The organism is Methanocalculus chunghsingensis (assembly GCF_018132105.1).
GTDB classification, from domain to species: Archaea; Halobacteriota; Methanomicrobia; order Methanomicrobiales; family Methanocorpusculaceae; genus Methanocalculus; species Methanocalculus chunghsingensis.
On sequence record NZ_JWHL01000001.1, the window covers coordinates 253,932 to 275,126 of the forward strand.

The following is a 21,195-nucleotide window of genomic DNA, read 5'->3' on the forward strand; positions in this document are numbered from 1 at the left end:
CGGTGTGGGAGGGATACTATCTGATATCCACCCTCTCTCCGGTGATCATATAGTGGATCTTTTCGGCTGTTTTGCAGGCATGATCCGCACACCGCTCAAGGTATCGATCGACGAGGAGATACGTTGCACAGTAGGGAATAGTCCGGGGATCCTCCTCCATGATGCTTATGCAGTCTTCATAGATCAGGTATCGCAACTCATCGATGACATCATCGCGGCTGGAGAAGCCTTCCAGGATGCTGAGATCACGTGTCTGGAAAGCATGGAGTGAATCCTCAAGCATTGATAATGCACCTTCCGCCATCTCAGGGAGGCGGGCCATGCCCCTGATATGTATCCCCTCCGGGAGTTTGTATGTGCAATGACAGATATCTTTTCCATACCTCCCAATCCGTTCAGCTGAGGAGATGAGGTTCATGCAGCAGGAGATCGTCCGGAGATCGTATGCAACCGGCTGGTGAAGAGCTATCAGTTTCAGTCCCTGTTCTTCGAGCTGATCGCTGCGCAGGCTGAGAAAGACTTTTCTTGGGACACGAATCTCCTGGTGCATCGCCGGTTCATCGGTCTGAATACAGAAGTTCTCCATGCCCCCGGCTATCTCGCACGCAAGCTCCCTGTCGAGGGACGAGAAGGCGTCAAAGGCGTCACGAAGCATTGTGATTGCAAACCGGCTGTAACCACCGACTGATACCTGGTATGCTTCGAGTTCCTTGTGATAGTGATCTTTCATCTCTTTCACCCAAATCTTCCGGTAATATAATTTTCAGTCAGCTCCTCTTTTGGCTTTTCAAAGATGACTGGTGTCGAATCAAACTCTATCAGTCTTCCCATATACATAAAGCCTGTGTAGTCGGAGACTCTGGCTGCCTGCTGCATGTTATGGGTCACAATAACGACGGTATACTCGTCCTTCAACTCAGTGATCAGGTTTTCTATCTTCGCCGTTGCAATCGGATCGAGGGCAGAGCAGGGCTCATCCATGAGAATAATATCCGGGCCGACGGAGAGTGTTCGTGCGATACAGAGCCGCTGTTGCTGGCCACCGGAGAGGCCACGAGCCGCATCATGGAGCCTCTCTCTGACCTCCTCCCAGATGGCGGCCCCTTTCAGGCTCTTCTCGGCGATCTCATCGAGTTGTTTTCGATCTCTGACGCCATGCACCTTCGGTCCATAGATGACATTCTCATAGATGGACTTTGGGAAGGGGTTTGGCTGCTGGAAGACCATACCAATCCTCTTCCGGAGCTCGACTACATCGGTTGATCGTCCTGTTATCTCTTCCCCATGGTAGAGGATTGAACCTGAGATGGTACAGTCGGGGATGAGATCATTCATCCGGTTGAAACATCGGAGGAGTGTGGACTTTCCACACCCGGATGGACCAATCAGTGCGGTGACCTGGTTTTTCGGGATCTGTATATCGACATCGATGAGTGCCTGTGCTGATCCATAATAGAGATTAAGTGCTTTTGTCTCAAGTGCGTTATCCTGTTGTTTCATGGGTTGGTTTACCACCTCACTGTATTCTGTGCATGCTTCCTCATCAGTACTGCAACGGCGTAGATGCCTGTCACAAGGATGAGAAGAACAAGGGCTGTTCCATATTTTTGTGTATCTGCACCCGGTACATTGGTTGCCAGGATGAAGAGGTGATAGGGGAGGGCCATCACGGGCTCAAAGACCGAATCCGGCAGGAACCTCTTTGAAAAGACGACCGCTGTGAAGAGGAGGGGGGCAGTCTCTCCGGCGGCCCTTCCTATTGAGAGGATCGTTCCGGTGAGGATGCCCGGAGCCGCTGCCGGGAGGACGACCCTTGAAATGGTATGCCAGCGGGTTGCACCAAGTGCAAGGCTCCCATGCCGCAGGGAATCGGGGACGCTCTTCAACGCCTCTTCACTCGTCCTGATGATCGTCGGGAGAACCATCAGGGCAAGGGTGATCTGTCCGGCAAGGAGCGAGACTCCAAGGCCGACGAAGATCACGAGGAATGCGAACCCAAAGAGACCAAAGACGATCGAGGGGGTTCCATTGAGGAGATCATTTCCGGTCCTGATGATCTTCGTCATCTTGCCTTCGATGGTGTATTCATTGAGATAGATTGCCGCCCCAACCCCTATCGGAAGAGCGATGGCAATAGCGCCGACTACAAGGTAGATCGTTCCGACGATTGCGGGGAATATTCCTCCTGAGCGGCCGAGATCGCGGGGACCTTCCGTGAGAAACTCCCAGGTGATGGCAGAGAGGCCATTGCTGACGATATCAAAGAGGATGACGAAGAGTGTGAAGAGGACGAGGCCGGTCGCCGCGGTTATCATCCCAAAAGCAATTTTTTCGGTTATCTTTGGTGTGATGATCCTCTGTATAAGGAGATACGCTCCTATTGCTCCAATGAGGAGGAGGGCGCCACTCAGTCCCGAGATGACGGTTAATACTCCGATGAGAAGGATACATGCCAGCCATAAGCATACTGTTTTTACCTTCCCCTTCACTTCATGGGAGAGGAACGGTGTTTTTCCGGTTCCCATCTGGGCGTTCCGAATCCGGCCGAGGATGACAGTGGCTGAGAGATTGATAATGAGCGCTATCAACAGGAGGACGAGTGCGATCGCAAAGAGTGCATGGTAATGCGTACTCCCGATAGCAACCTCGCCCATCTCGATACCCAGCGTTGCTGTCAGTGTCCGAACAGGTGAGAGGATATTCCAGAGAGGATCCGGGATGATGGCGGCATTACCGGTGACCATCAGCACGGCCATCGTCTCGCCGATTGCCCGTCCCATACCCAGGATAACCGCAGCGGTGATACCCGAGAGTGCCGCAGGAATAATAACACCGATAATAGTCTGCCATCGGGTGGCGCCCAGTGCAAGAGAGGCTGCACGGTACTCCTGAGGAACACTCGTTATTGCATCCTCGGAGACCGAGATGATCGTTGGAAGCGCCATTATCCCCAGGATGATCGATCCGGCAAGCCAGGTGGCGCCGGAGGAGAGATCAAATGTGATACGAAGCCAGTTTGTCAGTACAACAAGCCCGAAGAACCCGTATACAACCGAGGGAATGCCTGCAAGAAGCTCGATAGCAGGCTTTATTGCTTCCCGGACTGAACGGGGCGCGATCTCAGCGATGAATATGGCACTCCCGATACCCAGAGGGACTGCAATCACCATCGCTCCGAGGGTGACGAGGATTGTGCCGATGATTAAAGAAAGGATCCCATAGCTGGGTTCGACACTCGTTGGTGTCCAGATCTCTTCAAAGAGGAACTCCCGTAATCCGATCTCAAGAAGTGCGGGAAGCCCCTCTTTCAGGAGAAATCCAAGGATAAGGATGATGGTGATAACGGCAACAAGAGCTGTGGCAAGCCAGATACCGGTTATGACACTCTCTTTCTTCTGCCTGCTGATACCTGCCGGGCTGCTGAGTGACGATGAATGATCATTCATCCTATGCATAGCGATCAGGAAAAAATTACTGGACAGGGACGAATCCCTGTTCAGCGACAATCCTCTGTCCTTCTACGCTCATCAGGAAGTCAAGGTACTCTTTGACAAGACCTGATGGCTGGCCCTGGGTATACATGTTAAGACCACGGGCGATCGGATAGGATTTGTTCTTGATATTTTCGATATTTGGCACAACAGAGTCTCCATTGAGATCAATGGTGACCGCTGCAACGGTATTGTCAAGATAGCCGAGACCGACATACCCGATAGCATCAGGTGTCTGGGCCACGGTCTGCTTTACGGCACCATTTGAGTTGAGCTCCTGCTGGGTTCTGACGAACTCTTCTTTGTGCATCACTGCTTCATAGAAGAATTCACGCGTTCCTGAGGCGCTGTCACGGCCGACCGGAACGATCGGGCGATCCTCTCCGCCAAGGTCCTTCCAGTTGGTGATATCACCTTTATAGATCGCCTTGATTTCATCCATCGTCATTGTAGTGACAGGGTTTGATGGGTGAACGATTAGGGCAATACCATCGACTGCAATGACATGTTCAACAAGGTTTGGGTACTTTTGCTTCTCTTCAGCTTTTATATCGCGGGATGCCATTCCGATGTCGGCTGTTCCTTCACCGACAGCTTTGATCCCGGCACCTGATCCACCACCTGAAACGAGGATCTCATCATAGAGGTGTGTATCCATATATGCATCTGCTGCTGCCTGACCGACCGGCAGCACAGTTGTTGATCCTGTGACGGAGATTGTCCGCCTCTCCTCAGGGGAGTCATTTCCTACACATCCGCTCACAAACAGTGTGATGGCGAGCAGAAGCACCGCCGCACCGACACAGTATGTCAGAGGGAATCCGGGTTTGTTGACTGAACCAGTCATCAACCTACTCCTTGGAAGCAAAGAAGTATATCTATTCCCAATATTAAATATAGCGCTATCATAAAATATAATGTAATATAGGCTTCTATGATTTTTATAGAGAAAGATATTCTAACGTAGGAACATATAGCTATATAATGGATATTCGGAAGATTCAGGTCACCGGCGGCTCATCGTATGTACTCTCCCTCCCAAAGATTTGGGCCGTCTCTCATAACATCAAAAAGAATGATCCCATCGGGATTATAACCCAGCCGGATGGAAATCTCCTGATAACAGCAGATATCAAGGGTTCTCAGTCCCAGCGTGAGAAGATATTCACCATCAGTGAGCATCATGATCCGGAATGTCTCTTTCGATGTCTTATCGGGGCATATATTACTGGTTTTACAACGATCAGAATACAATCAATGGCGCGCATCCCCCCCCGGATACGGCAGATGGTCAGGGCGTATATTCAGATGGCGATCGGCCAGGAGGTTGCGGAAGAGGCTGATGATACGATCGTTCTGAAGGATGTTCTTAACCCTGCCGAGATGCCGTTGCATAATACCATCAAGCGAATGTACTCAATCGTCAAAGGGATGCATGAAGACGCAATGACAGCGCTTCAGGAGAGGAGATCAGATCTTTGCGCCGACATCATCTCACGTGATAATGATGTTGATCGCCTCCACTGGCTTATCAGCAGACAGTACCACCTGATCACACACACCCCGGCCCTCTCGCGGAAGATGGATATCAGTCTCCAGACTGCAACGACCTTCTTCCAGATATCGCGGACGATAGAGCGGATAGCAGATCATGCCGTCACCATAGCAACAAACGTTCAGAATCTCATGGATTCTGATCTCAGTGAGGAACTCATCGCGCAGATACGCAGAGCAGATGATGCTGCACTCGCCATCTTTAAAAGAAGCATGCGCTCTTTTTATGACAAGAATATCATAGAGGCCAATGCCAATATTAACTCAGTCCAGGAACTGACTGTTCTCTACAAGGAACTGAAGAAGGAGGTCACCCTCCTGCAGAATCCTGATAGTATCTTCTGCGGTTACATCGCTAACAGCATCGCACGGATCGGGGAGTATTCAACCGACATCTCCGAGGTTGTGATAAACCACTGCATCAGTGAGGGATGAGATACATTCAAGGTCTCAGGCGGGAAGGAGTGATCATCTGAGGTGGCTGCCAGATGTCAGAGGTTCGTGAACTCACAGACAGGACCTGGGAGAAGAGTGTTGAGAAGGCGACTGATCCTGTTGTAATTCTCTTCTACTCTCCAACCTGCTCGCATTGCAGGACGATGATGCCGTACTTTGAAGCGTATGCAGAGGAGCTTGAAGGAACAGTAGCTTTTGTCAGAATCGACATTACTGCCAACCCATGGACGGCCCAACGATATGGTATCATGAGTACCCCGACCTTTGCGATCTTCTGCTCGGGGAGATCTGTTGCCCAGATTGTGGGTGCCGTCTATCCGACACTTGTAAAGAAGATGATCGAGGATGGCATCAGAAACGCAAAGGAGTGTGCAGGGAGTTCAACGGTGATCGACTATGAGATCACCGGCTATGGATAACTTCCATATTTCTTCTATCCTCTCCTGATAACCCTGAATATCCCCTTTCCTTTTTAGACCATTTGCATTCATGTATCGTACCATTCCAAAGATCGGCCGCTCCTTCCAAGGGCGATCATGCTTTCCAAAACACCATGCAACCCCGGTATACCCGTTAGGATCCCGCCCGTCAAGCTCATACTCGTCATTAAGTACGATGGCCCGATCATATCCCGATTCAGGAGTATCGGACCATTCGAGGATCTTCTTCCCCCAGTACATCCGCATGTAATTATGCATCCTCCCGCAGAGGAGCATCTCCTTCTGGGCTGCATTCCAGTAGGGGTCATGGGTCTCTGCGCGTCTAAGCTCGTCGTCCGTATAGAGGTACTCCCGCTCATCCCCTGCATGCTTCTGCAGTGTCTTCTTTGGCCAGTCCGGTAGACCATCAAATAGATCATATCGGGAATTATACCAGACGAAGTTGATTGCAAGCTCACGCCGGACAATCAGCTCTTCAAGGAATGCGCTACTACCTGGCTTCCCTGATACGGCACGCGCAACCTCGACTGGTGAGATCTGGCCGAAGTGAAGATAGGGGCTGAGCCCTGAGGTGACCTCCTTCCCGGGATCGTTTCTCTGTGTGGAATAGTACTGAATAGTGCTCCCGGTAAAGGCCTGGAGACGCTTCATCGCCTCATATCGTCCCCCATCTGCAACCAGGGGATTTTTCGGCTCAAATAAACCGATTTTTTTAAGGACCCCATCAATGTCGGTTATCGCAAACTCCGGGGTGTCAATCTTTAGTGCATTCTTCTTCAAAACTCCCTCGTCAATGGTATGTAGATACTCCGGAATCTGTGGCGTGATCTTCTTCCTGAGTGTCGCAGCAGACCACTCTTCCTTCAGAGATGCCGCTCGCACCGGGACGACGGTTTCTGTCTCGACCTCAATGAGTGGGCAGGTTAGTCTCTTCGCTATCTCCTGACGCCAGTTTCGTTCATGTCGGAGGTACCCTCGATCAGAGATGACGAGGGCTGCATCTTCTGCGCCTTGAGGGATATTTCGGATGGGATCGCCGATGGTGGGGAGAAAGAGGATCTTCCGCGCTTTCAATCGTTCTGCTGTCTCCTTAAGCCCTTCGAGCATGAATCTGTACGCCCGATCTGGTGCAGCGGGATATGCCGGATCGATACAGAAATGAACAACGAGGGGAAGTGAGAGCCTGTTCGCCTCAGCTACGGCGTACTCCAGAGCATGATTCTCCTCTGCACGCTGGGATCGCTGCATCCAGTAGATGATCCGGTCACCGCGGCCGATCTCAGCTTCGGAAAGGTAATGGATCCGCTCTTTCTCTATCACAATCCGAAACTCTGCTGTCATTGATGATAATACCCTCCATCAATGCCCGAAGAGAGAGTATTTTGATCATTGACGTACGACTATTCTGGTGTGAACGGAACGCTGGACCAGGATCAGGCCCTTGCTGAAAGAGAACTCCTCCTCTCTATCGAAAGAGATGGCCTCTCCCCGGAATCTATCTCTCTCTTTCAGGATCTGATCCTCTTATTCTACCGCTCATCCGGGCGTGATCTCCCATGGAGAAGGACGACTGATCCATATCATATCCTCGTCTCTGAGATTATGCTCCAACAGACTCAGGTTGACCGGGTCATCCCGAAGTACGATGAATTTCTTGGAGCTTTTCCTACGATCGACGCTCTTGCAGATGCCGGCCCCTCACAGATCCTTCCCGTCTGGAAAGGGCTTGGCTATAACCGGCGGGCACTCTCTCTCCAGAAGACTGCAATGACGATCCGGGATGAGTATTCCAGTAATGTTCCGGCAGATCCCGGGATCCTTGCAACATTTCCCGGCATCGGGGATGCAACGGCCGCGGCAATCTGCGCTTATGCCTTCAATATGCCGGTTGTGTATGTCGAGACGAATATACGCCGGATTATCCTTCACTACTTCTTCCGGCATATGGACGGTGTCAAGGATGTGGATATTATCCCCTATATCTCTGCAACCCTCTATACCGGGAGCCCGCGAGACTGGTATAATGCTCTGATGGATTATGGGTCACACCTGAAACTGCGTCTTGCCGACCCCAACAGGAGGAGTGCACATTACTCGCGTCAGAGCCGGTTTGCAGGATCTGATCGGGAGATGCGGGGAAAAATTCTCTCTCATCTCATGAATCAGGAAGAGATAACCGCGGATGCAATGGCCAGCTTCATCGGCAGCGATCGAAGGAGGGTACAAAAGATATGCGCTGATCTCTGCCGGGAGGGTTTCCTCCGCGAGGAGGGCGGATCATACTCAATAGAAAAGTGATTGGGGTATTGATTATACGTTCTTCAGAGCAACGATATCTTTCACTCCCGTCAGTTTCCATACCATTGATCTCTCTTCAAGCGCTATCGCCTCCGGTGGGTCCTGAGGGGAGTGACCAAGTGCTGCAAGAATATTGTTTGAGAGTTTATGGTTTTTGATCAACTGAACGAATTGTTCCCTGATGATCTTCTTCTCAATTGAATCTGTCACCTCTTCGATTCTCCCCTGCATCGTCTCGAACGTGTAGCATGAGAGATCCTTTGAATATTTCTCAACCTCGACGGAGACATAGGGGCTCTCCCGGAAAAGACCCATCTTCTTTCCATACTTGGTTGAGAGGAAGTAGAGGAATTTGCCATCGAAGACATACAGGAAGGGAGCAATATATGGGTATTTCTCACCCTGAAATGCAATTCTTGAGATATATCCCTCGGCGATCAGATTATCATACTCTTGTTTCTGCATCTTTGGAATTTTGACGATCTCCACCAACATTCACCTGTTGATGAGTAATATTTTCTTGGTTTTAAATCTATTGTTTTAATTCTCCACGATAATTATCGATTCCCGCACATCTTGCCATTATGATGAAAATACCTACAGATATGAGAGAAATTATCCCGGCAACCTCAAAAGCGGCTCTGATATCAAAGAGATCCATGATGAATCCCGACAGCACCGGGGCTGAGACCATGCCAACACTCATCGCTGTATTGAATGCTCCCATGCATGCCCCCTGTCCATAGGTCCTCCCTGCGATCGTTACAACTGCTGTCGATGCAGGGATCGCAAGGGCACTTCCTATGCCGAGGATCAGGGAGAGGAGAAAGAGATCATAGAATCCGGATGAAAAGGGGATGGCGATGAGGGCGAGGGATACAATGAGTGTTCCTCCTGCGATCAGGTTTGTCTTTGAGAAGCGATCGGCAAATTTCCCAAACGAGCGCTGGAGGAGACCTGTTGCGAGGATTGAGGAAGAGATAATAATTCCTGTCTCAAATGCTGTTAATCCGAGCCAGAATGTAGCTATAACCGGAAGGAAGACCATGAATGTACCATTTGCATAGGCGTTCATGATCCGAAAGAAGAGGACAGGCCGCATTCCGATACTTCCGGCAACCTCTCGTAGCGAGTAATGTGATGTTTTGATGAGCGAGCCTTCCGGAAGAAGAAGGCCACAGATTATAAAGGCAATAAACGAGAGGAGTGCCATCATCAGGAAGACCGGCGCAATACCTGCCATATCAAAGATTGATCCACCAATAAGCGGGCCACATCCAAGACCTAGAAAAAGGGAGCTATTAAAGGATCCCATATAAAATCCTTCCTTTCCCTCTGGTGAGAGATCTGCAACATAGGCCATCGCAACCGGAATAACCATCGCAGATGCGAATCCATGTGCCATTCTGATCGCTGTCAGTTCGACAACCGAGGAGGCGAAGATATAGGCGACAGAGATGATGGTGAAGAGGCCAAGTCCGATAAGGATAAAGATCTTCCGCCCTCTCTTATCTGAATATCTCCCGATGAGTGGCATGAAGATGGTGCGGGAGAGGGCAAATCCCGAGAATATCAGACCGATTCCAAGCCCGGTCGCACCGAGTGTATCTGCATAATATGGCAGGAGAGGAACGACGATACCGAGGCCAAGCATTGTGGCAAAAACAGCAATAAAGAGGATTTGAATCGGGAGTAGCCGACCTATCAGCTTTTCCGTTCCTCTTCTGCCTTGATCTGCAACCATCTTTATTCCTTGTATTGTATATCTGGTTCTATCAAAAACTGTATCAGTATCTGCACGAAACGATCATGTGCAAGGTTTTGTATGCAGGATCTTCTTATACGCGACGATATATTTGATGCCATCATTTTTGATCTCGACAATACTCTTGTTGATTTCATATCGGCAAAACAAAAAGCCTGCTCTGCTGTTATTGAAACTCTTGGTCAGGGAGATCCTGATGTACTTTTCTCTTATTTTCGAAGGGGGCGGTATGGATTTGAAGATTATGGGAATATCTTCGATTACCTCTCTGATATCGGCGTCGCAGGATCGAAGGAATACCTCATGAGCTGTAGTATTTATGAAGAGGTGAAACTCTCCTCTCTTATGCCATATCCTGGGATCAGAGTGGTGCTCGAGAAACTTAGAAATACGGGTCTCTCACTTGGTGTCGTCACGGATGCAGGTTCAGATCATGCCTCAAAGAGACTTGAAAAAGCGAAGATCGCTGATCTCTTCGATGTGGTTATAACCCCTGATATCAGTGGGTATCGGAAGCCCCACCCCTCCTCATTTGTTCTCGCCCTTGACAGTCTCAGGACTGAGCCATTCCGGGCCGCCTGTGTTGGCGACAGCATTCGCCGTGATATTGAACCCGGGAGGCACCTTGGTATGCTGACCGTTCATGCAGCATATGGTGACTGGCATCCGGATGAGACGATCGCATCAGCTATCAGAACACTCAGGGTTGATCATCCAGGGCAGCTGATCCCTCTCTTCCTTGGGAGGGATACATACGACAATTCAGATGACCTTTGAGATGACTATCTCGGAAAGCATCTTACCAAGCTCTGTTAATTTTATTGAGATATTACGGCCGCGTTTCTCTTTTTTGATAAAACCTGCTTCCTCAAGTTTCGAGAGATGATGTGATAAGCGGCTCCTTTCACTTCTGAACTGCTTGCTGTCTTTCTGGATATCCGGAGTGATCATGAAGATAATGCTATCGAGTGAATCGACCCCGTCTCCGATGAGGGTGATAATATGTCTCTGTTCCTCTCCGGGATAATCGACCGGGATCACCGGGATCTCAATAATCTCCTCTACACCGACTTCTTCCCCGGCATCATCATATCTGGGTATGGATGTGATCATCCGTGACCGGGTCATACAGGCTGCAATATATGCACCGACAGAGAGGGTACGGAGGGATCCGGATGCATTGAGGAGTACATCGTTTCCTTTCAGTTTCTCCTCCTGGATAATTTTGAGGAGCTGGTTGGAGGCTTTGAGGACAGATTTCTTATCGATTCTCCTGACTTCAATATCCCATAACTTATTCAATTCTGTCTGGATGTCGTTTGCAACATTCTTGACGATCTGTTCGCCTGGTAGATTGTCATCTTCTCCGATGATGAGGAAAAGTTTCGAGAATGGTATCTCTCGCAGGGCACTAATCGACTCGATGAGACGATCTTTATGGTGACCAACGAAGACAACATGTGTGGTTGGCATATTTGAATATATAGTAAATTTAATTATATATGTTTTTTGGCATTAGTGAATTGTAGACTTATCCTTCTAGTCTACATAGTATAGTCTACATTAATATCTACATACTATAATCTACTTCAAATCTACATTTTTAAATCTACATTTTAATATGGATATGATAATCTACATTTTTTTATCTACATACAAATCTACATAAATATGTCTACTCTAAAATTTAATAATATAATATATAGTAAAATTTATGTGGTATGGCTGGATTCAAATATAACTAAAAAAATTATAATATTTCGTAGGAATTTATTTTAATTTATAAAAAAATCACTCGTTATTCACTCATTTTTTAACAGAAAGACATCATTCATTGTGTAATCGGTTGCTTCTTTGAGGAGGAAGTGACTCAGAACGGTCCTGATCGCAACAATCGCCCCAAGCAGGAGAACATCCTCAATCGAAGGTGCGAGGATAGTCGCAAGAACATCAGCCGCAATGATAAATTCAAGCCCGAATATCAACTTATTTGTAAAATCAATGCGTACTGTATTATAATATATATTTGTTCGATGTATCACCTCGATCAGGACGACTCCAATGGCGGCACGTACTCCCCCATATACGATCATGATGGCGCCCATTAGTTCAAAAATAAGGATAAAAATCGAGATAAACCAGGTCAGATATTCCATACAAATGAGATCATCACATGTAAATATAAAGACTATCGATTCCATCTCATGAGATATTCTCATGTATGTTGGGGCAGAAGAATAGTCAGGTAATGTTATGGATACGAAGGGACGCGTACAGGATATGATGCGGCTGATGGCCTCGAAGGTGAGAACAATTGCAGATATGATCGAGGATGATGAGGTGGAATCATTCATCAGGGAGATACTCGCTTCAGAGAGGGTCTATGTGATGGGTGCCGGTCGCTCCGGTCTTGTTGCAAAGGCATTTGCGATGCGGCTGATGCATCTCGGACTGCGATCCTATGTCGTTGGTGAAACAATCACACCGGCAATTGAGCCATCTGATATGATCATCGCATTCTCTGGATCCGGAAATACAAAGACAGTAGCGGATATCTCTGAGACTGCAAAGGAGATCGGTGCTAAAGTTGGTCTGATCACCTCAAACAAAGATTCGCGGATCGGAAAGATCGCAGATTCCATCGTCGTCATCGAGAGCCAGCGGGATGCGGTGACAGACGACTCTCATGAATATGAGATCCGGCAGATGATGGGTGAACACAAGTCTTTTGCACCACTCGGCACGATCTTCGAGACGACAGCAATGATCTTCTCAGATGCGCTCGTCTCCCGGCTGATGGAGATCACCGCCACCGATGAGGGAGAGTTGAAGAAACGCCACACAAACATCGAGTGAGGAAAAGACGATGCAGTTTGCACAACGGGTTTCGAACCTCGAGATATCCGGCATCAGGAAGCTTTTTGAAGCAGCCGGGCCGGACTCGATTAACCTCGGGCTTGGACAGCCCGACTTTGACACTCCTGCTCATATCAAGGAGGCAGCCATTCAGGCGATACAGGAGGGCAGAACCGGGTACACTCCGAATCTTGGAATACCTGAGTTGCGGCAAGCCCTCAGCAGGAAATTTGAGCGGGAAAATGGTCTTTCGTATGCACCTTCTGAGATTATCGTCACTGCTGGTGCAAGTGAGGCACTTCATATCGCAATGCAGGCGATCATCAATGCAGGGGATCGGGTGCTCTTTTCTGATCCGGGTTTTGTATCCTATGGAGCTCTTGCAGAGCTTGCAGGCGGTGTCCCCTCACCGGTACCACTTGATGACCATCTCAATATCGATCTGGATGCGACCTTCGAAGCGATGGATGGTGCCCGGGCGATTGTTCTGAACTCGCCGGCCAACCCGACCGGGGTGGTCGAGACTGAGGAGACGATCCGGGGTATTGTTGAGTATGCGGACGATCAGGGTGTCATCGTCATCTCCGATGAGGTCTATGAACATTTCATCTATGGTGCTACACATTATAGTGCAGGGCGGTATGGTGAGAATGTCATCACCATTAATGCCGCCAGCAAGACCTATGCAATGACCGGCTGGCGGGTCGGCTCCCTTGCTGCCCCACAGGAGATCATCGATGAATGCCTGAAAGTTCATCAATATATTCTTGCCTGTGCAACCTCCATCTCGCAGTATGCAGCTTTAGCCGCATATACCGGAGATCAGCGTGTCGTCACTGCTATGCGCGATGAATATCATGCCAGGCGTGATCTCCTTGCAAGTGGCCTGAAGAGAATGGGCTTTGAATTTCCCCTCCCCGAAGGTGCCTTCTACCTCTTCGTCCCGATGGATCAGGATCTCATCGAGTCGATCATTCAGGCCGGTGTCATCATCGTTCCAGGACCTGCATTCGGTGAGAATGGTCAGGGGTATGCACGCTTCAGCTATGCAGCATCACGGGATATGCTCAATGCCGCCCTAACAAGAATTCAAAAATTAATTTAAGTGATTATCATGGTTATGGAACTACTCAGGCGTCTATCTGACGCACATGGTGTATCAGGATTTGAAGAGAATCTTGTTGATATCATCTCTTCTGAGATCAAGCCGTATGTAGATGAACTCAGTACAGATGCAATGGGAAATCTGATCGCTATTAAGAAAGGGGGGGACTTCTCAGTTATGATCGCAGCCCATATGGATGAGATCGGCTGCATGGTCCAATATATCGATGATCGAGGCTTTATCAGGTTTGTTCCAATCGGCGGATGGTATACCCCTGCCCTCTATGCCCAGCGGGTGATTCTTCATGGCACGAAGGGGCAGGTTACCGGCGTCCTTGGAGGGAAGCCTCCCCATATGATGAAGGAGGAGGAGCGGAAGAAAGAGATGAAGATCGAAGATCTCTTCATAGACGTTGGTGCGACAACTGCTGAAGAGGTCGCCGATCTTGGAATCGAGATAGGCACTCCGATCACAATTGACCGTGAGGTGAAGCCCCTCGCCGGAAAGCGGATCACCGGGAAGGCGTTTGACAACCGGGTTGGTGTTGCCATGCTTATCAGGACCCTCCAGCAGGTTGAAACACCTCATACCATTTATGCAGTCTTTACCGTCCAGGAGGAGGTCGGGCTGAAAGGGGCAAAGACCAGCGCCTATGCTCTCAATCCTGACTGTGCCATCGCAACCGATGTGACGATTCCTGGTGATCACCCCGGGATCGAGAAGAAGGATGCCAGCATTGAGATGGGGAAGGGGCCGGTTATCATCATCGTCTCGGCAAGCGGGCGAGGTCTCATCTCTGATCCGAAGATGGTTCGATGGCTGAGGAGAAGTGCCGAAGTGGCAGATATTCCCCATCAGATTGAGGTCGGAACCGGTGGAAATACTGATGCGACGATCATTCACCTTGAGCGTGGTGGAATACCCAGCGTCCCACTCTCGATAGCATCACGATATATCCATTCACCGGTCGAGGTGGTCGATGGTGAGGATATTGAGAATGCTGTGCGTCTCCTCTGTGAGACGCTAAAAACAAAACCGTGAAGGGCTTTTACGCCTCTTCAATATCATCTTCTTTCTGCTTCTGGGGTTTCATCGATGGGAAGAGGATGACCTCTTTGATGGAGTTCTGCCCGGTTGCGAGCATGACAAGCCGGTCGATTCCAATTCCGACGCCACCCGTCGGAGGCATGCCATAGCCGAGTGCGTTAATGAAGTCATAATCGATCATCTGCGCCTCGAGATCACCCTTCTGCCGCTTTGCATCCTGCTCTTCAAACCGCTCCTTCTGATCGAGAGGGTCATTTAATTCAGAGAAACCGTTTGCAAGCTCCATTCCAGCTACGAAGAGTTCAAAACGCTCGGTGAATCCAGGTTTTGTTCGATGCTTCTTTGCAAGGGGAGAGTTCTCGATCGGGAAGTCATAGATGAATGTCGGTTGAATGAGCGTATCTTCGACGAAATGCTCAAAGAAGAGGGCGAGGTACTCACCTTGTGTTGTTGCCTTCTCTCTTCCATCAATTGCATGCTCTTCTGCGATGGTCCGGAGCTCATCGACAGAGTGAGCATGGATTTCAATACCTGCGGCCTCCCTGACGGCGTCTTCCATTGAGATCCGCTTCCATGGTGTCTCGAAGCTGATGGCCTGATCGTCAAATGTGACTTCTGTTGATCCCGTCGTCTCCCTGATAATTGTTGATATGAGATCCTCGGTGAGCTTCATCATATCATGATAGTCCGCGTATGCCTCATACATCTCGACCATCGTAAATTCGGGATTATGATGGGTATCGATATCTTCGTTCCTGAAGTTTTTTGCTATCTCAAAGACCTTCTCAAATCCACCCACGATGAGTCGTTTCAGGTAAAGCTCGGGGGCGATTCTGAGATAGAGCTTCTGTTCGAGATAGTTATGGTATGTTGTGAAGGGCCGGGCATTTGCACCGCCATAGATAGGCTGGATTGTCGGTGTTTCAAACTCCATATACCCGCGATCATTGAGATATGCCCGGAGCCTGCCGGTCATCCTGCTCCGCAGATGAAAGATTGCCCGAGCCTCTTCGTTTGTGATGAGATCAACATACCGTTGCCGGTACCGGGTCTCGACCTTTGTCAGCCCATGGTACTTCTCAGGGAGAGGGCAGATCGCCTTTGAGAGGAGGGTGATCTCATCGACCCAGATGCTGACCTCTCCAACCTTTGTTCTGAAGATGTGACCACGGACACCGACGATGTCACCGATATCGATATTTTTGGAGAAGAACGTAAATGCTTCCTCTCCAAGGTCATTTTTCCTGATATAGAGCTGTATCCTGCCACTTCCATCTCCAAGGTCTGCAAAGACGGTCTTCCCATGAGATCGTTTCGTGTAGAGCCTTCCGGCGACAGATACGGCCTCCTCACTCTTCTCATGGCCGATATCCGGAAATTTCTCATGGATCTGGCTTGCGAGATCAGTTCGCTCATACTTCCAGGGATAGACGGTGACTCCGTTCTCCTGTAACTCCCTGAGTTTTTGTACTTTCTGTTCATCAAAATTCAGGCCGGGTGTTTCGTTCATGAGTACATCCTCTGATTTTTTCGGTTACATTCAGGATGGTATACGATCCCGGAATGTGTAAGTCCGTATAGAATGGTATTGAAGAATATTAAGCTGTGAGGGTTTACTGCAGGAGAAAAAGATTTGTTATCGGGATTTTGCCTGAACTCTCGGCTCAATGATTGACCAGATCATCTCGGCGAGTTCCCGTACGTTTTTGGTCTGAATATATATCTCCCCAGGCCCGGTAATCTCTGTGACAAGCCCTTCTCCGGAGAAGAGCGTCTCTTTAAGACCTCCAAACTTCATCACGCGATACTGGCAGGTATCGCTGAAGGCGACGAGGTGGAAGTTATCGACGATCATCTTCTCCCCCGGCTTGAGCAGATGTTTATCGATTGCGCCAAATGTATTGATGAAGAGCGTCCCCTCACCAGAGACTTTTATCATCAGAAGACCCTGTCCGAAGAGCCCCTTTGTGAATCCTTCCCACTTGAGATCCAGATTAACGCCCTGTTCTGCGGCAAGATACGAGGATTTCTGAACAATGAATCCCTTACCGGGTGCGATAGAAATCGTCTCAATATCTCCGAGGGGTGCAGCACTTAAGGCGACCTCCCCACTTTCATTACCCGCAATGTAATCCGTAACAAAGAAACTCTGGCCGCCCAGGAGGGCAAGCCCGATAGATCCCAGGAGGCTTTTTTCCCGTTTTCGTGTTGATACCTGAATGGATGGATGCATATAGGTCATCGCACCGGCTTCGGCGGTGATCCGCTCACCTGGCCCGAGGGTGACGACGAGAAGGGAAAAAGAGGGCTTGTAACGAATTTCATATCTCATCGACTATTCACCATCTTAGTATCTGCGCAGAAGATGATGAATCTATCCGGGCATTGTTGGACTCTCTTCCTAATATTCGAAGGTATCCATCACTTTCTGTACTTCATCAGCTGTCGAGTTATTTTTCCGGAGGTGAATGCTCCCACCGTTTGCATCAAGCGATGCATCAAATGCAGGAGGTGCATCGATGGCAGATAGGGGATGCTGATGGCAGCATGTATAGCCATAACAATCAAGAATCCTGAAGAGTTTATAGATCTCAGGTGCTTCAAGATTATTCGCTTTTAGAAGCTCCCCATCCGAAAAGATGGTGTGGGCATCTCCGTCTGCCACGATGGTGGTGTTGAGCACAACAACCCGGTCTGCAAGATGGGAGACCGCATTGACATCATGCATGGCCACAATTGTCGTAATCCCCTTCTCCTTGTTGAGTCTGTTGATGAGGCTGATCAGGATGGAACGGTTCTTTGGGTCAAGATTTGCAGTCGGCTCATCCAGGATGAGGATTCGGGGCTCCATCGAAAGGACCGCGGCGAGTGCCGCCCTCTTCTTCTCTCCATAACTCATATGGTGAGGGACGCGGTCCTCAAACCCGATAAGGCCGACTGTCTCAAGTGCGTTTCTGACACGACGCTCAACTTCATCATGCGGCAGTCCCATGTTTGTCGGGCCGAATGCCACATCATCATAGATGGTCGGCATGAAGAGTTGATCATCGGGATCTGCAAAGACAACACCGACCTTCTCGATTCTCTTCTCTATCGGCATATATCTGACATTTTCCCCGAAGATGAGTACATTATCCTCAGTACTTTTAATCGAACCATTCAGATGAAGGAAGAGAGTCGTCTTTCCTGCCCCGTTCTGCCCTATAATGGCAAGCCTTTCACCCTCATTGATTGTCAGGGAAACATCTTCGAGTGATACGGTTCCATCAGGGTAGTGATGGTTGAGATTACGAATGGTTACAGCTTCTTTCAAATTATCACCAGTGGGTATACCTGCAGTGCTCCGGCAATAGCGATGAGGAGGAGACCTGCGCCATAGTCGGTAGCCTGTATTGTGAAAGGTGCAGATGATATATGGTTTCCACGATACCCTTTCGCCTCCATCCCCCGATATACCCGTTCAGCCCTTTCATAACTTTTTACAAGCAGCATTCCGATCAGGTTGCCGATGATGGAGAGCCCATATCTGTTCAGTCTGAATGCATATCCTTTGGAACGCATCGAACTCCATATCTGAAGAAACTCATCCATTATGACATAGATATAGCGATACGTGAAGAAGAGCATCTGAATGATGACACCAGGCACTTTGAGGAGTGAGAGTGCCTTGAGCGTCGTCTCGATCTTCTGGGTCCCAAGCAGAGTGAGAACGAGGGTAATAGCAGCGAGGGCCCTGATCGTTATGAGAAGAGCGAGTGAGAGCCCCTCCTCAGAGAAGGTGATCGGTCCTGCTGACCAGAGGGATGTCCCTGATACCGTTAACGGCATCAGAAGGAGAATTGGAAGGATGAATATTAAAATCACCTTTGAACGTCTGATCATAAAACTGATCGGCAGACGGGAGATGATGAGGATGATAGCTGCCATTGTAAGCCCGAGAAGGGCTGCCTGAATGTTCAGGACAAAGACTACTGAAAAGATGAGGATGGTGAAAGAGAGAATCTTTACCCGTGGTTCAAGATTGTGGATGGGGGAGTTTAATGTTGCATATCTGTCAATATCCGGGTAGTGCATGCCCCTCCATCCTGATTGGTGATCCTCAATTGTTCTTCTGCATCTTCCGGGCAGTATATATCATCGCGAACCCGGCAAGTCCGAGGAGATACCCAAACCCTGCAATGATCCGCGCAGCTAGTGGGATCTCATTGCCTGGGGATGTCATCGATTCTCCGGACTCAAGATCCAGGGTCATTCGTGCACGATGGCCGGTATGTTCAACGACGATCTCATACTCTGTCACCCTCCATTTTGGTTCAAAGGCATAAAAGCCCTGTCCATCGGTGAGATCCTCTATGTAGATCTCTTCTATGCCGTCTTCAATTGCATAGATGGTGACCCTGGCATCTGCCATCGGGGTGTTTCCTTCATACCATGCCCTGATCATAACGTCATCATGGATGTCGCCCGTCATAAATGCGCCAACGAAGGCTCTGTGGGCAGATACCGGGGCAATACATGCGGTACAGAGAAGGAGCACGATCAGCCCGACCAGTATCAGCTTATCTCTTTTCATCTTTTTTTCCTCCAAATGGGATGCGGAGCAGTTCCGGTTTGACTCGTGCAAGATATCCGACAACCGCTCCTGTAACAATCGCCTCAACGATGATGATCGGCAGGTGGGCGACGGCGAGCACCCCGGCGATGGCATAGAACTACTCACCGGATATGACAAGGACACCAACGAGGAGAAGCATTGTCAGAATTATTGCAAATCCACCACAGAATCCTCCTGCAAGCGATAATGGCAGTTCCCGTTTAGCACCGAAGAGAAATGCAAGATAGCAGATGAGTGCTGGAATTCCGATCATTACGGCATTCACTCCGATGACGGTGATGCCGCCATGCTGAAAGAGGAGTGCCTGAAGAATGAGCCCGATGAAGAGGGCAATATAACTGAGTGGACCAAGGACGATTCCAACGAGTCCGTTTAAGATAAGGTGAGCGCTTGATGGCGGAATGTCTATATGGATGAGAGAGGCGACGAAGAATGCGCCTGCCATCACCGAGACTTTTGGTATCTCTGCTGCGATATCGCCCTGGCGGGCAGCCCAGCGGAGAGTGACACCCAGAAGAATAATGGTGATAAGCCATCCGCCGACGATAACCGGCATCGGGAGAACACCGTCTGAGATATGCATCTTCTTACTCTCCTATTATTACCAGATTATTCATACAATTTCTATCCGAAAAAGATGATATCCAGGGTGGGGGAATTGGTCCTCCCACCTGGTTGGATTCAGGAACGTCGTGCATACACTACTGCTGCAATGCCGGCAAGAGCAGCAAGAAATCCAAAACCGGGGCTTTCTGCAGGCTTCGATGCAGATGCGGCCGGTACATCAAGGGCAGCGGTGAGTGCAGATGTATGTATCAGCATATGTTTCGCATCACGCTCTGCCTGGTGAGCGGTATTATGGACGCCCTCGGCATGTTCTTTGTGTGATGCGGGAACAACATGCTCCAGGTCATGGATGTTATCATGCTGATTACCAAGGATTTCGAGGAAATCTCCGATATCTTCTTCGATATCTGCAATCACTCTGTCTATAGCCGTTCTGTTGGTGTCTGGATCTCTGATCAGGGGCTGAAGCTCAAGGGTGTTTTCCTGAAGATGCTCCGCGATATGCTCAAGCTCATGAGCGGCCTTGTGGATAGTCCTTGATACCTCTTTAATCTCATCACTGATAGTATCATCCTTATTGATGACTCTGGTCTCGGCCAACAATACCATTGAGAGGTCATAAAGGTCATCAGCATGTTCGATGACTTCAGCAACCTCAATTTCGATTGCTTCCTGATCAGCCGATACCGGCATACAGATGAGTGCAACAGCGAGCAGTGCCATGAACATGGCTTGTACGTTGAAGATAGTGTGTTTCATTGGTCAACACCATAGATCGTGATGATCTACAAAACTATTGTTTCGTAAAATTAAAAAAAGTTGCGTTTGGTCTATGGCATATTAGATTGTATCATAGGCATTATCATGATGCCGGAGAATTCTATTTTTTCTGCTCGAAGATGACACTCCCAACGCAGAAAAAATAATAGGATATTTTTATAATCGTATCTATTGTTGCAGGATGATTCGGGTGAATGTATTTCACGATCTAACAGGCAGGA

The 21,195-nt window shown here is 49.0% G+C and carries 22 protein-coding genes and 1 pseudogene; 7 read left to right on the top strand and 16 right to left on the bottom strand.

Features of this window, described 5'->3' with window-relative positions; translation table 11 throughout:
• Nucleotides 1-16: 16 nt before the first annotated feature.
• The 4 genes from RJ53_RS01335 to RJ53_RS01350 are packed head-to-tail and all read right to left on the bottom strand — an operon-like array spanning nucleotide 17 to nucleotide 4,338.
• Nucleotides 17-730, bottom strand: a complete 714-nt coding sequence (locus tag RJ53_RS01335; protein ID WP_211529798.1) for a phosphate signaling complex PhoU family protein — start codon at nucleotides 728-730, stop codon at nucleotides 17-19.
• Nucleotides 731-735: 5 nt separating this feature from the next.
• Nucleotides 736-1,500, bottom strand: a complete 765-nt coding sequence (gene pstB / locus RJ53_RS01340) for a phosphate ABC transporter ATP-binding protein PstB (protein ID WP_211529799.1) — start codon at nucleotides 1,498-1,500, stop codon at nucleotides 736-738.
• 8 nt (nucleotides 1,501-1,508) lie between these two features.
• Complete coding sequence (gene pstA / locus RJ53_RS01345; RefSeq protein WP_211529800.1) at nucleotides 1,509-3,446, bottom strand: phosphate ABC transporter permease PstA; 1,938 nt, start codon at nucleotides 3,444-3,446, stop codon at nucleotides 1,509-1,511.
• Nucleotides 3,447-3,471: 25 nt separating this feature from the next.
• Entirely contained in the window at nucleotides 3,472-4,338 is an 867-nt protein-coding gene (locus RJ53_RS01350) for a phosphate ABC transporter substrate-binding protein (RefSeq protein ID WP_211529801.1), read from the bottom strand.
• A gap of 137 nt (nucleotides 4,339-4,475) precedes the next feature.
• Here RJ53_RS01350 and RJ53_RS01355 point away from each other — a divergent pair, with 137 nt between their 5' ends.
• Nucleotides 4,476-5,480: a phosphate signaling complex PhoU family protein gene (locus RJ53_RS01355; protein WP_211529802.1), complete on the top strand. Its 1,005-nt coding sequence runs from the start codon at nucleotides 4,476-4,478 to the stop codon at nucleotides 5,478-5,480.
• Nucleotides 5,481-5,533: 53 nt separating this feature from the next.
• Nucleotides 5,534-5,920, top strand: coding sequence for a thioredoxin family protein (locus RJ53_RS01360; protein ID WP_211529803.1), 387 nt, complete (start codon nucleotides 5,534-5,536; stop codon nucleotides 5,918-5,920).
• Here RJ53_RS01360 and RJ53_RS01365 read toward each other — a convergent pair.
• Nucleotides 5,882-7,282, bottom strand: a complete 1,401-nt coding sequence (locus RJ53_RS01365) for a deoxyribodipyrimidine photo-lyase (RefSeq protein ID WP_246495915.1) — start codon at nucleotides 7,280-7,282, stop codon at nucleotides 5,882-5,884. The genes RJ53_RS01360 and RJ53_RS01365 overlap by 39 nt on opposite strands.
• Before the next feature lie 69 nt (nucleotides 7,283-7,351).
• On the opposite strand from RJ53_RS01365, the gene RJ53_RS01370 reads away from it, so the two are divergent.
• On the top strand, nucleotides 7,352-8,239 hold the full coding sequence (locus RJ53_RS01370; RefSeq protein ID WP_211529804.1) for an HhH-GPD family protein: 888 nt from the start codon (nucleotides 7,352-7,354) through the stop codon (nucleotides 8,237-8,239).
• Nucleotides 8,240-8,251: 12 nt separating this feature from the next.
• Here RJ53_RS01370 and RJ53_RS01375 read toward each other — a convergent pair whose 3' ends face one another.
• Together RJ53_RS01375 and RJ53_RS01380 are read right to left on the bottom strand one after the other, a co-directional pair.
• Nucleotides 8,252-8,728: a pyridoxamine 5'-phosphate oxidase family protein gene (locus RJ53_RS01375; RefSeq protein WP_211529805.1), complete on the bottom strand. Its 477-nt coding sequence runs from the start codon at nucleotides 8,726-8,728 to the stop codon at nucleotides 8,252-8,254.
• Nucleotides 8,729-8,771: 43 nt separating this feature from the next.
• Nucleotides 8,772-9,983: an MFS transporter gene (locus tag RJ53_RS01380; protein WP_211529806.1), complete on the bottom strand. Its 1,212-nt coding sequence runs from the start codon at nucleotides 9,981-9,983 to the stop codon at nucleotides 8,772-8,774.
• An 81-nt stretch (nucleotides 9,984-10,064) separates the two neighbouring features.
• On the opposite strand from RJ53_RS01380, the gene RJ53_RS01385 reads away from it, so the two are divergent.
• A complete protein-coding gene (locus RJ53_RS01385; RefSeq protein ID WP_211529807.1) occupies nucleotides 10,065-10,781 on the top strand; it encodes an HAD family hydrolase in 717 nt (238 codons plus the stop codon).
• Here the strand turns inward: RJ53_RS01385 and RJ53_RS01390 are convergent.
• Entirely contained in the window at nucleotides 10,767-11,477 is a 711-nt protein-coding gene (locus tag RJ53_RS01390; RefSeq protein WP_211529808.1) for an HFX_2341 family transcriptional regulator domain-containing protein, read from the bottom strand. The genes RJ53_RS01385 and RJ53_RS01390 overlap by 15 nt on opposite strands.
• A 329-nt stretch (nucleotides 11,478-11,806) precedes the next feature.
• Complete coding sequence (locus RJ53_RS01395; protein ID WP_211529809.1) at nucleotides 11,807-12,160, bottom strand: DUF1622 domain-containing protein; 354 nt, start codon at nucleotides 12,158-12,160, stop codon at nucleotides 11,807-11,809.
• A 97-nt stretch (nucleotides 12,161-12,257) separates the two neighbouring features.
• Here RJ53_RS01395 and hxlB point away from each other — a divergent pair, with 97 nt between their 5' ends.
• The 3 genes from hxlB to RJ53_RS01410 are packed head-to-tail and all read left to right on the top strand — an operon-like array spanning nucleotide 12,258 to nucleotide 15,006.
• The gene (gene hxlB, locus RJ53_RS01400; RefSeq protein ID WP_246495917.1) at nucleotides 12,258-12,860 is read left to right on the top strand and encodes a 6-phospho-3-hexuloisomerase; all 603 of its coding nucleotides are present in this window, start codon (nucleotides 12,258-12,260) and stop codon (nucleotides 12,858-12,860) included.
• Between the two features lie 10 nt (nucleotides 12,861-12,870).
• On the top strand, nucleotides 12,871-13,965 hold the full coding sequence (locus RJ53_RS01405; RefSeq protein ID WP_211529810.1) for a pyridoxal phosphate-dependent aminotransferase: 1,095 nt from the start codon (nucleotides 12,871-12,873) through the stop codon (nucleotides 13,963-13,965).
• Between the two features lie 9 nt (nucleotides 13,966-13,974).
• Entirely contained in the window at nucleotides 13,975-15,006 is a 1,032-nt protein-coding gene (locus tag RJ53_RS01410) for a M42 family metallopeptidase (protein ID WP_211529811.1), read from the top strand.
• Nucleotides 15,007-15,013: 7 nt separating this feature from the next.
• Here the strand turns inward: RJ53_RS01410 and lysS are convergent, their stop codons facing one another.
• The 7 genes and pseudogenes from lysS to RJ53_RS01450 all read right to left on the bottom strand — a co-directional run bounded on the left by lysS (nucleotide 15,014) and on the right by RJ53_RS01450 (nucleotide 20,953).
• A complete protein-coding gene (gene lysS / locus RJ53_RS01415; protein WP_211529812.1) occupies nucleotides 15,014-16,522 on the bottom strand; it encodes a lysine--tRNA ligase in 1,509 nt (502 codons plus the stop codon).
• Between the two features lie 126 nt (nucleotides 16,523-16,648).
• Complete coding sequence (locus tag RJ53_RS01420; protein WP_211529813.1) at nucleotides 16,649-17,344, bottom strand: TIGR00266 family protein; 696 nt, start codon at nucleotides 17,342-17,344, stop codon at nucleotides 16,649-16,651.
• Nucleotides 17,345-17,413: 69 nt separating this feature from the next.
• Nucleotides 17,414-18,325, bottom strand: coding sequence for an energy-coupling factor ABC transporter ATP-binding protein (locus RJ53_RS01425; protein WP_211529814.1), 912 nt, complete (start codon nucleotides 18,323-18,325; stop codon nucleotides 17,414-17,416).
• On the bottom strand, nucleotides 18,322-19,086 hold the full coding sequence (gene cbiQ, locus RJ53_RS01430) for a cobalt ECF transporter T component CbiQ (RefSeq protein ID WP_211529815.1): 765 nt from the start codon (nucleotides 19,084-19,086) through the stop codon (nucleotides 18,322-18,324). Before cbiQ ends, RJ53_RS01425 begins: the two co-directional genes overlap by 4 nt.
• Nucleotides 19,087-19,111: 25 nt before the next feature.
• On the bottom strand, nucleotides 19,112-19,585 hold the full coding sequence (locus tag RJ53_RS01435; protein ID WP_211529816.1) for a hypothetical protein: 474 nt from the start codon (nucleotides 19,583-19,585) through the stop codon (nucleotides 19,112-19,114).
• A pseudogene (gene cbiM / locus RJ53_RS01445) lies at nucleotides 19,572-20,210 on the bottom strand (cobalt transporter CbiM). Before cbiM ends, RJ53_RS01435 begins: the two are co-directional and overlap by 14 nt.
• Before the next feature lie 98 nt (nucleotides 20,211-20,308).
• Entirely contained in the window at nucleotides 20,309-20,953 is a 645-nt protein-coding gene (locus tag RJ53_RS01450) for a PGF-CTERM sorting domain-containing protein (RefSeq protein ID WP_211529819.1), read from the bottom strand.
• Nucleotides 20,954-21,195 lie beyond the last annotated feature (242 nt).